Here is a 13,826-nt window from a genome sequence, read left to right on the forward strand (position 1 = left end):
GGTACGCGGACGGGCGCACCCGAAGAGGTGGACGGGCCACCCCCGAAGACGCGGACGGGCCGCGCCCCCTCTGAGGGAGTGCGGCCCGTCCACCCGCTTACCGCTGCCCTTACTTGCGGATCAGCGAGCGCAGCACGTACTGCATGATGCCGCCGTTGCGGTAGTAGTCCGCCTCGCCGGGGGTGTCGATGCGCACCTTGGCGTCGAACTCCACACCGGTGTCGGTGGTGACCTTGACGGTCTCCGGGATGCCGCCGTCGTTCAGGGCGGTGATGCCGGTGATGGAGAAGGTCTCCTCGCCGGTCAGGCCCAGGGTCAGGGCCGAGGCGCCCTCGGGGAACTGGAGCGGGAGCACGCCCATGCCGATCAGGTTCGAGCGGTGGATGCGCTCGTAGGACTCGGCGACGACGGCCTTGACGCCGAGCAGCGCGGTGCCCTTGGCGGCCCAGTCGCGGGACGAGCCGGAGCCGTACTCCTTGCCGGCCAGGATGACCAGTGGGATGCCGGCAGCCTGGTAGTTCTGCGACGCGTCGTAGATGAAGGAGACCGGAGCACCCCCCTCGCCTTCGGCGGCCCGCGTGAAGTCGCGGGTGAAGCCGCCCTCGGTGCCCGGCGCGATCTGGTTGCGCAGACGGATGTTGGCGAAGGTGCCGCGGATCATGACCTCGTGGTTACCGCGGCGCGAGCCGTAGCTGTTGAAGTCGCGGCGCTCGACGCCGTGCTCGGTGAGGTACTTGCCCGCCGGGGTGTCCGCCTTGATGGCGCCCGCCGGGGAGATGTGGTCGGTGGTGACCGAGTCACCCAGCTTGGCCAGCACCCGGGCGCCGGAGATGTCCTCGACCGGGGTGGTCTCCATCGTCATGCCCTCGAAGTACGGGGGCTTGCGGACGTAGGTGGACTCGGCGTCCCACTCGAAGGTGTTGCCGGTCGGGATCGGCAGCGCCTGCCACTGGGCGTCACCCGCGAAGACGTCCTCGTACGAGGTCGCGAACATGTCCTGGCCGATCGCGGAGGCGACGACCTCGTTGACCTCGGCCTCGGAGGGCCAGATGTCCTTCAGGTAGACCGGGTCGCCCTCGGTGTCCTTGCCGATGGCCTCCTTGGTGATGTCCACCTTCATGGAGCCGGCGATGGCGTAGGCGACGACCAGCGGCGGGGACGCCAGGTAGTTCATCTTGACATCGGGATTGATCCGGCCCTCGAAGTTGCGGTTGCCGGAGAGCACCGAAGTGACGGCCAGGTCGGCCTCGTTGACGGCCTGGGAGACCTCCTCCGGCAGCGGGCCGGAGTTGCCGATGCAGGTGGTGCAGCCGTAACCGACGAGGTTGAAGCCCAGCTTGTCGAGGTACGGGGTGAGGCCGGCGCGGTCGTAGTAATCCATGACGACCTTGGACCCGGGGGCCAGGGTGGTCTTGACCCAGGGCTTGCGGGTCAGGCCCTTCTCGACCGCCTTCTTGGCCACCAGCGCGGCGGCGACCATGACGTACGGGTTCGAGGTGTTGGTGCAGGAGGTGATCGCGGCGACGGTGACGGCGCCGTGGTCGATCTCGTACACCGTGCCGTCGGGCGCGGTGACCTGGGTCGGCTTGGTCGGCACGCCGTTGTGGTCCACCGCCGGGGCGTCGGAGGCCGGGAAGGATTCCTTGCCCGCCTCCTCGTCCGCCTCGCCGACGTAGTTGCGGACGTCCTGCGAGAACTGCTGCGCGGCCTCGGCCAGCACGATCCGGTCCTGCGGACGCTTCGGACCGGCGATCGACGGCACCACCGTCGACAGATCCAGCTCCAGCTTCTCGGAGAAGTCCGGCTCGGCGGCCGGGTCGAGCCACAGCCCCTGCTCCTTGGCGTACGCCTCGACCAGCGCGACCTGCTGCTCGGAGCGCCCGGTCAGCTTGAGGTAGTTCAGCGTCTCGCCGTCGATCGGGAAGATGGCGGCCGTGGAACCGAACTCCGGCGACATGTTGCCGATGGTGGCGCGGTTGGCGAGGCTCGTCGCGGCCACGCCCTCGCCGTAGAACTCGACGAACTTGCCGACGACGCCGTGCTGGCGCAGCATCTCGGTGATGGTGAGGACGAGGTCGGTGGCGGTGGTGCCCGGCGTCAGCTCACCGGTCAGCTTGAAGCCGACCACGCGCGGGATCAGCATCGAGACCGGCTGGCCGAGCATCGCCGCCTCGGCCTCGATGCCGCCGACGCCCCAGCCCAGCACGCCGAGGCCGTTGACCATGGTGGTGTGCGAGTCGGTGCCGACGAGGGTGTCCGGGTACGCCTGGCCGTTACGGACCATGATGCTACGGGCCAGGTGCTCGATGTTCACCTGGTGGACGATGCCGGTGCCCGGGGGGACGACCTTGAACTCGTCGAACGCGGTCTGACCCCAGCGCAGGAACTGGTAACGCTCCTTGTTGCGCCCGTACTCCAGCTCCACGTTCTGCGCGAACGCGTCGTTGGTGCCGAACTTGTCGGCGATGACGGAGTGGTCGATGACCAGCTCGGCCGGGGCGAGCGGGTTGATCTTCGCCGGGTTGCCGCCGAGCTCCTTGACGGCCTCACGCATGGTGGCGAGGTCCACGACACAGGGCACGCCGGTGAAGTCCTGCATGATCACGCGGGCCGGCGTGAACTGGATCTCCTGGCTGGGCTGGGCCTGGGAGTCCCAGCCGCCGATCGCCCGGATGTGGTCGGCGGTGATGTTCGCACCGTCCTCGGTGCGGAGCAGATTCTCCAGCAGCACCTTCAGGCTGTACGGCAGACGGGCGGAGCCCTCGACCTTGTCCAGCCGGAAGATCTCGTACGACTCGTCGCCCACCTGCAGCGTGCTGCGGGCGTTGAAGCTGTTCGCCGACACGACAGTCTCCTTCATGCATGAATTCGCGCGTACCCACCGCATCCTGCCGTCACAGGACCTTGCCCATCCGCTAAGGTGCACCTAAGTTAGGTACACCTAACTGGCGCGGCAGCGGTACGCCTCTCGGCAGATATCTCGATGTCGAGATAACTCTAGTACATCGCTGCGCCCGGGTCATGCCCTGGCCGGGTGTGACCTCTCGCAGCGAAGCTTGAGCGATTCTCAGCGGAGGCTGGTGACAGGCGCTTTTCTCACCGAGGTTTGAGCGCCCAGGCTTCGATGCGGAGGCCCGGGCGAGCATGGCTCAGATTCTGTGGTCGATCTTCTTTTCCCGCATCAGCTTCTTCAGCTCTGCGTCTGACAGTGGGGGCAGAGTCTCCAGGAGATGGCGTAGCCCGGGTTCGTCGAGGGTCTGGCTGGTGACCTGGCACTCCGCGTTCCGGAGGCGGCGGATGAGGGTGACTTCGCGAGTGCCGCCGGGGAAGTCGCGGACCATGCGCATCTCGCCGTGCGCGTCGACCGTGCAGGTCATGCGCCTGTCCGCGGGCTCGGGGCATTGAAGTACCGGCGTGAGCGGCGGGCGCACTGTGAGGCCCACGTACCCGAACTCGTGCCCCTCCCGGAGGGGACGGTACTCGACGTATGCAGGTCTCCCGGGCCGACCTCGGCACGGGAGACCTGCATACCCGGCGGCGCAGCGCCCAGGTACAGCAGCTCCGACTTCTCCCGGTAGCGCGCGACCTCCGCCTCGTGCCGGCGCTGCCGTGCCTGCGCCGGGCCGACGAAGCCCCCGTAGGCCACCGCGGCCGCCAGCGCGACCAGCGCCCCCAGCCGCACCCACCGGCTCGGCACGAAGAACGCCGCGGCCACGGCGTACGGGACCCCCGTCAGCGCGATCCGGGTATTGGCGCTCCCCAGGTCAACGTCCCCGCCGTAGGCGGCCAGACCTGCCAGGACGCCGAGCGTGCCGAGGACGAAGACCAGGACCGCCCAGCCCAGCCGCTGCGGCGCGGAGCCGCACAGCGGTACCACGGTCCGCGCCGGTAGGCCCGCCGTGGCCAGCAGTCCCCCCGTCAGCGGCACGCCCAACGCGAAGACCGGCACCGTCACACCGGCCCCACCACCCCAGTCCGACAGCACCAGCCGGAAGCCGAGCGTCGGCACCACGGCCGCCATCAGTGCCCAGACCAGGAAGAGATGCAGGGCAGTCAGCGCCCTTCTGCCACTGTTCATATCGTGGAGCCTGTCAGCCGGCGTCCTGGCGCACATGAGTTCTCGTACTCACAACGCTCTGCCCTGCGCGCTTAACCACGCCGAGAATCGCTCAAGCCGACGCACCGGTCACCGGCCCCACCAGGGCCCCCTACGACCGCAGCCGATCCATGAAGGACGACCAGCTGGAGCCGGGGAGTGCGGTACGGTCACCCGCACCTGACCGGGCGGTGGCCGTTACCACCACAGCAGCCCAGTGACGCTCAACCGCGACACCAGCCCCCGACTCGCACTAATGCTCACGCCGGAGGCCGGGGCCGCCTTCCTTCCCTGCGAGCTACGTGCGCTCGAAGGCGCTGGGGTAGGGGAAGTAGCTTTCGAGGAAGGTGTGGAGACGGGCGGTGACCCGCTCCTGGGCCTCGGCTGGGACGTCGACGTCGTTGAGGCAGAAGAAGTCGAAGCGGTGCGTCCGCTCCAGCTCGGCCAGGCGCTCCTGAGCATCCTCTTGTCCGATGTCGACGTACCGGAAGCGGAAGGTGCCGGGGACCGCGCGCCCGGTGAGGTGAGCGTAGTGGTGGTGCAGGGACGCACCCATGGCGATGTCGGTGGTCGAGCGGAAACGGGAACGGCTGGTGCGGTCGATGTCCGCGGCGAACCGCTCCTCCAACTCACGCATCACCGAACGGATCTGCGGGTGCGGGGTGTGCATGAACTTGTTGGTGATGAACCGGCCGTTCGACTCCAGCAGGAGTTGCCGTACGTTCTTGCCGGCGGAGTTCGGCGCCGGCTCCTCGGGGTGGGGCTCGCCCAGGCCGAACTGGAAGGGCGAGAAGGGGAGGCGGGCGATTCCGTTGCCGTGGAAGAACTGCTGCGGTGTCATCGGTCGGCCGACGAACACGTCGTCGTTGAAATAGAGATAGTGCTCGGACAGCCCTGGTATGTGGTGCAGTTGGGTGCCTATCGCATGCGAGTTGAAGACCGGAAGCGCGTCCGGGTCCGAGAAGATCTCCTTGTGGTCGACGACCGTGATTCCGGGAGCGTCGAGGTTGAGCCATGACGGCGTCTGGCCGTCGGTGACGACATAGACATGGCGGATGAACTCCGCATACATCTCAAGGGAGCGCAGTGAGTACTTCAGCTCGTCATGGCTGGTGTACCGGGATGCGCCGGTCTCTCTGGCGCTGATACGCGGCGGGGCGCCCGTGCGGTAGAACTCACGCTTGGCCCGCAGCTCCGGATCCGAGCCGTCCACCCACGTATAGACGACATCGATGGGGAAGTCGACCGCGTCGATGCGGGGTTGGAGGAATTCGGCGAAGGTGGGGACGTCACGTCCCCGCACCCGGAGGACGGCCGTCTTCTGCGCCGCGGCGGGCAGCACATCCGAGACGGCATTGCGGCGCGGTGCGACCAGAGCGTCCGCGAGGACGTCCGGAGGGGCCTGGGTGCGCAGTTTGGCGATGCGTGCGGGGCCTCCTTCGCTCTCCAGAAGCTTCGAGCCGTCTCGCCAGAACTCCACATCACAACCGAAGTCGAGGTCCGCCAGGACCTGGCCGGCGGGGCCGAGCAGGATCTCGCCGAAGCGGATGGTGTCCGATCTCTTCACAGCGGTGGGAAGAGCGCCGTCCGCGTAGAGAACGGATTCCGCGGGCAGGCCCTCGCGGCTGGGTGTGGCGGCGTAGAAGGCGGTGCCGCGGTAGAGCTCCCGGAGTGACTCCAGAAACCGCTTGCGGTCGGCCAGGCGCACCCCCAGAACGTGCCTCGTGCTGGAGTGCCCGGGCACGAGGAAGTAGCCGATCCCGGCCTGCTCCAAGGCGTCGGCCACCAGGTTGAGGTTACGGGCCGACGTATCGGCGGCGGTGGACCCGTCGACGACCCGGCCGTAGAACGTCCGGCCGTCGACGACGATCTCCCGCAGCGCACTGTCCGACTCCAGCAGGGCTTGGCGACGCTGAGCGATCCGCTCGGCTCGCTTCCGCTCCGCCTCCTCCGCCTTGGCGATACGGCGCTGCTCCGCGCGCCTCTCTCGCACCGGGGTCGGGAGCAGGCGTTCCCCCACGGCCTTGAACCGTGACCGCATGTGCGTACTTCCACTCTCTCCGGGCCAGGAGCTGTGCTGCCGACTCGGTCTCCGTGGGGGAGGGCGGTTCGTGTGCACCATCTCTATGGCATCTGATGTCTCTTCCGCCCAGGCAGCTCAGAGCGACGCCGCAGCGGTGCAGTGAGGGGAGCGGTCGGACGCTCTGACAAGATTCGCACGATTGTATGAACCAGCGACCGCAAGGTGTGCACAGGGGAGCTTTCGCTTCGAATCTCATCTCACTTGTGACGCATCTGTGATGATCGATTTTCCCTCCCATACCAGGTATGAGATCTTGTTGTGCCTGGTGACACTGCCCGGTGAGCTGATGGCCTGGCCGCACTGGACCGTGAGGAACCTGTATGGGCTGGTGGGGCTCATGTTCGGGAAGTCTTGGGCCGGTGAAGAGAGCGCTGATCGGCACGGGGTGCGCATCCCGCCCCGCACTTCTCGTTCCTCCCGACACGCTCCGCCATCCGGCAGAGCGGAGGCCATGCGGCGAGAGGACCGGGTCAGCTCCGGTGACGGCCGGACTCCAGCACGCACATGTATGGGCCGGTGCTCGGAGACGTTGCCGAGAAGGTCTGCGAACAGGCACAACGCGGCTGATCGGCGGGCGGTGGCCATCGCGGTGAAGGCGAGGACGGTCGCGGCCGTGGTCTCGGTCAGGAGCCGGCAGTTCGGCAGACCATTGCCTGAGGAGTGCTTCTTCCTACGCGACGATCAGGACCTTCGACAAGCCCGATCGTTGCAGTGCAGGAGCCACTCCTCTTGTTTTTGATCACACCTTGGACGACAGCCCTCGTGCAGGCACGAGGTTAATGCGCCGCAGGCGCCCCAGCGAAGACTTGGCCACACGCCACCTCCAACCGGAGCTGGTGCAGCAACGACCAGTGTCGCTGCACCAGCTCGGCAAACATCCTGGCCGACTTGCGCACCCGCACACCATGCGCGGAGCGCCCGGCCCTCCATCATCCCCGCAGAGCTGGCGGGGCGGTGAGGCGTGTGGCAGCAGCCTCGATTCTCAAACCTTCGTGAGGGGCCGGTAGTTGTCAAGTCAAATGAGACGTTCGCGGTGCTATGAGCCTTGTGGTTCGGGTTCCCTACGTTTCGTTGGGTCGTTGATCCAGACGTGGCCGGGTATCTGGGGGGCTTCGGTCGGCGGGCGAAGCGTTCGGGGTGACGCTCGTATGCCTCGGCGAGAGCGGCAGCCCGTTGGTCTCGGACCTCCTTCGCAGTGCCGAAGTGGATCGAGGCGGGGGTGTGCAGGCCGATCCCGGAGTGCCTGTGCTCGTGGTTGTAGTAGGTGATGAAGGCGTCCATCCACTCCCGGGCATGGGTCAGCGAATCGAACCGTTCCGGGTAGTCGGCGGCGTACTTCGTGGTCCTGAACTGGCTTTCCGAGTACGGATTGTCGTTGCTGACCCTGGGGCGCGAGTGACTCCTGGCGATGCCGAGGTCGATCAGCAGTTGGGAGACCTTCTTGCTGGTCATCGAGGTGCCGCGGTCCGCGTGCACCGTTTCGGGCACGATGCCGTTGCGCTCGACGGTCGCGCGGATCAACTCCTCGGCCCGCTCAGCCGTTTCGGCCCGCTCGACGGTGTGGCCGACGATGTAGCGGCTGAAGATGTCGATGATGACGTAGGCGTGGTACCAGATGCCCTTGTCCGGACCGGGCAGCTTGGTGATGTCCCAGGTGAACACCTGCGACGGGCCGGTCGCCACCAGTTCGGGGATTGCCCTGGCGGGGTGAGTGGCCTGGCGGCGGCGTTCGCCGTTGTGCCCGGCGGCGGACAGGATCCGGTACATCGTCCGCTCCGAGCACCAGTAGTTCCCCGCGTCCAGCTCACGCGCCCACACCTGCGCGGGCGGCAGGTCGACGTACTCCGACCGGTTCAACAGCGCGGGATAGGGCCTGCAAATACGCCTCAAATTCGCTCAAAGGTTCACTTGTCATCTATACCTCGGCCTTTTGTACTTGTTCACTAGGCGATCCGGTCCGACCTCGACCCAGGCCGTAGTGATGTGCAGCACCCCCAGCAGCAGAAGCCCCGTCAGGACTCACCTGACGGGGCTTCGTGATCCCTTACAAATCCCATGCCACGGGGGTGTCAGTAGATTTGCTGACACCCCCGTGGAATGATCCTCCTAGTGGTTTACTATCGATCACCCTTCGGTTAGAACCCAGGATAGATAGATCGAGTACAAGTGGCCATCATCGAACTTGAACTGGATCTCGGGATCCTCTTTCCCTTGCGATTGAACGTCGAGTAGCACCCATCCCTCGTCGTCCGGTGGGGTTTCTTCCACCGGCACGCCGTACTTCCTGAGCTGTGTGCGACATTCGGGGAGCGTGGCTGGTGTGCGCACTAGCCATTCCACAAGCGGGGGCATGGTTCGCGTCCCGCTTTCGCGCTCTTGATAGTTCGCTTCGAGGGATAGGAATCTCTGACCGTGCCACGTGGCGACCAAGAGGAAGCCGAAGATGTCGGGCCAGTACTCCAGGCTGCGGAACCGGCCATCAACATGGATGTCCGAAGGTTCCCCGAGAAGCGCCCGCAGATCTTCTGCTGTTGTCGAGCTGCTGAGTGCGGTAGCGTTCACTGTCAGTAGATTTCCGCCCCACTCGTCTCTCTGTTCAGCGGCTGAATCCATCCGTCTTCTCCAGGTACTTGAGCATCCGGTGAAGCTCGATCGACTCATTGCGAATGAGGGGGTCAGGGCTACTCCGCCAACTATCGAAGGCGGTGCTCATCTGCTCGTACAGCTTCTTTCTGAAGGCGCGGTCCAGAAGCGCCTCCTGCACTTCAGCGGATGCCGCGTCGAACTTCCCCGCATCCTTTCGGTAGATCAGCCGCAGAGCGAAGCCGTCTTTGCCTGGCCACAGTGCGACTTCAGCTCCGTTGCTGGCATGCAGGTGGACTCCCTTTTTGCCGATGTCCTTGGCGCCCAGCTTGCCGATCTTGACCTTGCAGTTGCTGTTGTGAACGAGAACCGGGGTCTCGCCCGCCATCACATAGTACGTGTGCAGGCCGTCGACGGTGAGGTTGTAGGTGCGTGCGTTTTCGGTGTAAGGGCGGTTTGTCTGGATGGCGACGGTGCTGCCGTCGACGGTTCGCAGGGTCATGCCGACCTTGAGATCGGCTGCTTTTGACCCATGCCTTTTGGGATGGAGACCAGAAGGGGTGCTCGTGTGTGGCGGTGAGTCGCTCGTTGCCCTGCCGGGTGGCGAGGGTGAGGTCGTTGAAGTGCTTGTCGTGTTCGGTGACGATGAGTTGGGTGACCTTGCGCCCCGCGGTTTTCCCGCTGATGGGGTTTGTGGCGACAGCCTGATCGCCGGCCTTGACGGACTCGATGTTCTTGGTCGAGTGGTCCGCCATGAGCACTTTGGTGCCGGCCAGGAAGCATTGGAAGCACTTTTTGGCGATCCGCGTGCCCTTGACGATGTCCTCGACGCCCTCTGTAGCCTTCTTGGCGAGCTTCCACTTGCCGTCACTGTCGTCGCTGGCGTCACCTCGGCCGGGTTTCCCTCGTCATGGTTATGACGGTCCGTGACGGAGGTGGACCGGTGGACCGGTGGACCGGTGGACGCCCGGAACGAACGGGAATGGCCGGCGGAGCGGTTCGAGGAGAACCGCCCGCGCCTTCGGGCGGTGGCCTACCGGATGCTCGACCCGCTCAGCGAGGCGGACGCCGTCCAGCCGGGTCAGCAGCTCGGCACCTCGCCGCCCTTCGCCAGTGCGCGCAGGGACTGGACCGCGTCCTTGAGGGTGGTGACGGGTATCAGCCGCAGACCGTCGGGGGCGGACCGCGCGTTCGAGCAGTCGGCCTTCGGTACGAGGAAGACGCTCGCCGCGTCGCGCTTGGCCGCCTGCGACTTCAGCGCCACCCCGCCGACGGGGCCCACCGTCCCGTCCGCGTCGATGGTGCCCGTACCAGCGATCTTGCGACCGCCGGTGAGATCGCCGCCGTTGCCGTCGCCGTCCAGTTTGTCGACGATGCCGAGGGAGAAGAGCAGTCCGGCGCTCGGCCCGCCCACATCGCTGAGCTTCAGTTTCACCTTCACCTGGTCCGGGTCCTTCTTCAGATACCCGAGCGCGGCCGCCGTCGCGGCGTCCTGCGACGACGTCATGTCCGCGCGGTTGTGCTTCGCGATCTCCGCGTCGGTCAATCCGGACGGAAAGACGGTGTCCTTCGGCATCACGGCACGGTCGGTACGGAACCAGCCGTCGATCACATCACCCAGGCGGTTCTCGGCACGCGGCGCGGTCGCCAGGATCGTCGCCATCCGCAGTTGGCCGCTGGTCTTGCGCACCGGGGCACCGCTGATGGAGATGACCTCGGCGCCGCGGTGCGCACCCAGGACATCCGTGGTCTGGCCGGGCCGCGCGACGGCGTAGGGCAGCGGCGCGAGCCCCGCGACGGCCAGCAGTGCCGCGGGCGGTACGGCGCTGAGCGCGAGGGCACGGGCACGGGAGCGAGGTCGGGCGGGTGCTCCGTCACGGGAGGGGCGAGTGATCACGCCGTCAATCTAACGGGCGTGCGCGAAGGGCCCGCAGGCCCGTCCCTCTCGGAGACCCCGCGGCGGCCGTACCCCCGGCGACCGACAATGGCGGCACCGGCCGCCGCGAGCGCGTGCCGCTCACCGAACCGGTGCCGCTCACCGAACCCGTGCCGATCACGAACCCCGTACCTGCCGCTCAGCGCCCCGCCCCAGCCCCGTCCGATCGCCGCCCCCTGCTCCCTCCCCCTCCCCACTTCCTCAGCGTCCCGTCAGCCCCGTCCGTACCACCCCCACGATCTCCTCATCGGAGAGCCCCAGCTTGCGGGCCTCCGCGATCGGCCGTTCGGCGGCTTCGCGAGGCAGGCACGGCCGGGGGACGCGGCGCCGGTGACCACCGCGCCGCGCCCGCGCCGGAGTTCGATCAGCCCCTCCTTTTTGAGGCGCTGGTAGCCGCGCACACACGGTCCGGGTAGGCGTTGAACCGCGCGGCACCGGTCGCCGCGTCATCAACCGCCACCACGGACTCCCGGCCGCCGACCAGCCGCAGCACCAGCCCCTCGGCCGAACGGAGCAGCAGGCCGCTGCGATCGGGACGGGGGACGGACGCGGTCCCCAGCCGCCGAATTCGCCGGCTATCGGGGCCGGCCGGCTCACGCCCGCACCACTCGATCGAACGGGACACGTCGGAAACGGATGTGCAGCAGCGTCGACGCAAGCCCCAGATCACACCGGTCCACGGTTGCCCGTACCGAGGACACCGCGATGATGACCCCGCGGCGGCCGGCAGGCTCCCCGCGGTCAACCACTCGGTGAGGAAGCCGAAGACCAGCCCGGCACCCGGCATCGGCACGCTCAAGCGTGCCGGCAGCGGTGAGCTCACGGTGTGCGACCAGCGGGCCGACTCGCCGTCAGCCAGGACGAGCCGTGGCGGGCCGCCGGCCGACGCGGCCGATGTGCGGTCGCCTTGCCCGACGTAAGCGGGTCCGGCCCGCCGGCCGGCACGGCCACCCCGAGCGCCACCGCCACCACCACAGGGGAGGTGGGACGGCCTCCGCGGTCCCGGCCCGGGCGTTGCCGGGCAGCGTCGGACAGACCGGGAGGCCGAGCACGACGGCGAGTCTCCTCGTGCTGGTGCTGATCACCCAGCGTGTCGCCGGGCCGTGCGGCGGAGCCGGGTGAGCACCCCGCTGCCCACGGCGAGGCACCAGCACGAGGAGACTCGCTGTCAGAAAGCCCCGAATGGAGGAATGGCCGTCGCGCCGTCCATCGGGGCCGAAGTGCGTGGCAAGAGGGTCGGGCAGTTGGCCCGCCACCTGGTTGAGAACGCCGGCGAGGGCGACGAGCGCCGCCAGGAACGGAAATACCGCCATTCGGGGACGCAAGGGATGCAAGGGACGCATCGATAGCGGGGGGAGACGTGGGGCGGCCTTCATGGCCAACCCCCGTTTACTCGTATGCCAGTAGAACCATAGAGGAACCAGCAAATCGCGCATCCATCTCATATCTGAGATACGGTCGAGCCATGGCAGACGACTACCTGGTACGCATCGGCAGGCTCATCCGGGACGCGCGACAGCATCGAGGCTGGACACAGAGTCAGCTCGCGGAGGCGCTCGGCACCAGTCAGAGTGCGGTGAACCGTATCGAGCGCGGGAATCAGAACATCAGTCTTGAGATGATCGCGCGTATCGGAGAGGCCCTCGATAGCGAGATCATCTCGCTCGGCTATGCCGGCCCGATGCATCTGCGGGTGGTCGGTGGCCGTCGGCTGTCCGGCAGCATCGATGTGAAGACGAGCAAGAACGCCTGCGTCGCGCTGCTTTGTGCCACGCTCCTCAACGCGGGCCGGACAACTCTGCGCCGGGTGGCCCGTATCGAGGAGGTCTACCGGATCCTCGAAGTGCTGGGCAGCATCGGCGTCCGCACCCGGTGGATCAACGACGGCAACGACCTTGAGATCATCACGCCGGCCGAGCTCAACCTCGACACGATGGACACCGAGGCGGCCCGCCGCACCCGTAGCGTCATCATGTTCCTCGGCCCGCTGCTGCACCGGATGGACCACTTCAAGCTGCCGTACGCGGGTGGTTGCGACCTCGGCACCCGGACCGTGACACCGCATATGACGGCGCTGCGGCACTTCGGTCTGGAGATCACCGCGACCGACGGCACCTACATCGCCGAGGTCGACCGCGACGTCGCCCCCAAGCGCGCGATCGTCCTGACCGAGCGCGGCGACACCGTCACCGAGAACGCGCTGCTCGCCGCGGCCCGGCACGACGGCGTCACGGTCATCCGCAACGCCTCCTCCAACTACATGGTCCAAGATCTCTGCTTCTTCCTGGAGGAGTTGGGCGTCCGGGTCGAGGGCGTCGGCACGACCACGCTCACCGTCCACGGCGTCGCGCACATCGACCGCGATGTGGACTACGCGCCCTCCGAGGACCCGGTCGAGGCGATGAGCCTGCTGGCGGCGGCGGTTGTCACCGAATCGGAGCTGACGATCCGTCGGGTGCCGGTGGAATTCCTGGAGATCGAGCTGGCGGTCCTGGACGAGATGGGCCTGGACCATGAGCGCAGCCCGGAGTACGCCGCGGACAACGGCCGCACCCGGCTGATCGATCTGACGGTCCGCCCCTCCAAGCTCCAGGCCCCCCTGGACAAGATCCACCCGATGCCGTTCCCGGGCCTCAATATCGACAACGTCCCCTTCTTCGCGGCCATCGCCTCCAGCGCCCAGGGCCAGACCCTCATCCACGACTGGGTCTACGACAACCGCGCGATCTATCTGACCGATCTGAACCGGCTGGGCGCCCAGGTCAAGCTGCTCGACCCGCACCGGGTGCTGGTCGACGGCCCGACCCGCTGGCGCTCCTCGGAAATGATGTGCCCCCCGGCCCTGCGGCCGGCCGTGGTCGTCCTGCTCGCCATGATGGCCGCGGAGGGCACGTCCGTCCTGCGCAATGTCTATGTCATCAACCGGGGTTACGAGGACCTGGCGGAACGGCTCAACTCGATCGGCGCGCAGATCGAGATCTTCCGCGACATCTGACCGGGCAGGCCGCCGCACCTCATCTGGCCTGCGATGAAGCGGGTCAGGAAGGAGTGCGGCGGCATCTCTGGGACTTCTCTGGGACTTTGGGCCCGCAGCGGGCTACAGGCCGCGCTCCACAGGCTCTGCCGAC

10 protein-coding genes and 1 pseudogene are annotated in these 13,826 nt (G+C 67.2%); 1 reads left to right on the forward strand and 10 read right to left on the reverse strand.

The window, feature by feature from the left end; translation table 11 throughout:
• Window positions 1-109: 109 nt before the first annotated feature.
• The 10 genes and pseudogenes from acnA to K9S39_RS12675 form a co-directional block, all read right to left on the reverse strand.
• Window positions 110-2,845 (reverse strand): aconitate hydratase AcnA, encoded by a 2,736-nt coding sequence (gene acnA, locus K9S39_RS12630; protein WP_283112308.1) that lies wholly within the window; start codon window positions 2,843-2,845, stop codon window positions 110-112.
• Window positions 2,846-3,149: 304 nt separating this feature from the next.
• Complete coding sequence (locus tag K9S39_RS12635) at window positions 3,150-3,377, reverse strand: hypothetical protein (RefSeq protein WP_248863439.1); 228 nt, start codon at window positions 3,375-3,377, stop codon at window positions 3,150-3,152.
• Window positions 3,374-4,078: a hypothetical protein gene (locus K9S39_RS12640; RefSeq protein WP_248863440.1), complete on the reverse strand. Its 705-nt coding sequence runs from the start codon at window positions 4,076-4,078 to the stop codon at window positions 3,374-3,376. Before K9S39_RS12640 ends, K9S39_RS12635 begins: the two co-directional genes overlap by 4 nt.
• A 316-nt stretch (window positions 4,079-4,394) precedes the next feature.
• Window positions 4,395-6,137, reverse strand: coding sequence for a stealth family protein (locus K9S39_RS12645; RefSeq protein WP_248863441.1), 1,743 nt, complete (start codon window positions 6,135-6,137; stop codon window positions 4,395-4,397).
• A gap of 723 nt (window positions 6,138-6,860) precedes the next feature.
• Complete coding sequence (locus K9S39_RS12650) at window positions 6,861-7,946, reverse strand: DDE-type integrase/transposase/recombinase (RefSeq protein WP_248863442.1); 1,086 nt, start codon at window positions 7,944-7,946, stop codon at window positions 6,861-6,863.
• A 357-nt stretch (window positions 7,947-8,303) separates the two neighbouring features.
• Window positions 8,304-8,792 carry a hypothetical protein gene (locus tag K9S39_RS12655; protein ID WP_248863443.1) on the reverse strand — a complete coding sequence of 163 codons (489 nt, stop codon included), beginning with the start codon at window positions 8,790-8,792 and terminating at the stop codon, window positions 8,304-8,306.
• Window positions 8,776-9,264 carry a hypothetical protein gene (locus K9S39_RS42995; protein ID WP_406707917.1) on the reverse strand — a complete coding sequence of 163 codons (489 nt, stop codon included), beginning with the start codon at window positions 9,262-9,264 and terminating at the stop codon, window positions 8,776-8,778. Before K9S39_RS42995 ends, K9S39_RS12655 begins: the two co-directional genes overlap by 17 nt.
• Window positions 9,265-9,337: 73 nt before the next feature.
• Window positions 9,338-9,517: pseudogene (locus tag K9S39_RS43000) on the reverse strand (hypothetical protein); the annotation flags it as partial.
• A 326-nt stretch (window positions 9,518-9,843) separates the two neighbouring features.
• A complete protein-coding gene (locus K9S39_RS12670) occupies window positions 9,844-10,659 on the reverse strand; it encodes a S16 family serine protease (protein WP_248863444.1) in 816 nt (271 codons plus the stop codon).
• Window positions 10,660-11,062: 403 nt separating this feature from the next.
• A complete protein-coding gene (locus K9S39_RS12675) occupies window positions 11,063-11,323 on the reverse strand; it encodes a hypothetical protein (RefSeq protein WP_248869238.1) in 261 nt (86 codons plus the stop codon).
• 840 nt (window positions 11,324-12,163) lie between these two features.
• Here K9S39_RS12675 and K9S39_RS12680 point away from each other — a divergent pair.
• A complete protein-coding gene (locus K9S39_RS12680; protein ID WP_248863445.1) occupies window positions 12,164-13,693 on the forward strand; it encodes a helix-turn-helix domain-containing protein in 1,530 nt (509 codons plus the stop codon).
• The last annotated feature ends 133 nt before the right edge of the window (window positions 13,694-13,826 follow it).

This window comes from Streptomyces halobius, assembly GCF_023277745.1.
GTDB lineage: Bacteria > Actinomycetota > Actinomycetes > Streptomycetales > Streptomycetaceae > Streptomyces > Streptomyces halobius.

Coding starts and splice junctions, on each gene's coding strand:
- K9S39_RS12635 (WP_248863439.1), bottom strand. CDS start 3,377: ATGACCTGCACGGTCGACGCGCACGGCGAGATGCGCATGGTCCGCGAC.
- K9S39_RS12640 (WP_248863440.1), bottom strand. CDS start 4,078: ATGAACAGTGGCAGAAGGGCGCTGACTGCCCTGCATCTCTTCCTGGTC.
- K9S39_RS12645 (WP_248863441.1), bottom strand. CDS start 6,137: ATGCGGTCACGGTTCAAGGCCGTGGGGGAACGCCTGCTCCCGACCCCG.
- K9S39_RS12650 (WP_248863442.1), bottom strand. CDS start 7,946: ATGTACCGGATCCTGTCCGCCGCCGGGCACAACGGCGAACGCCGCCGC.
- K9S39_RS12655 (WP_248863443.1), bottom strand. CDS start 8,792: ATGGATTCAGCCGCTGAACAGAGAGACGAGTGGGGCGGAAATCTACTG.
- K9S39_RS42995 (WP_406707917.1), bottom strand. CDS start 9,264: ATGACCCTGCGAACCGTCGACGGCAGCACCGTCGCCATCCAGACAAAC.
- K9S39_RS12680 (WP_248863445.1), top strand. CDS start 12,164: ATGGCAGACGACTACCTGGTACGCATCGGCAGGCTCATCCGGGACGCG.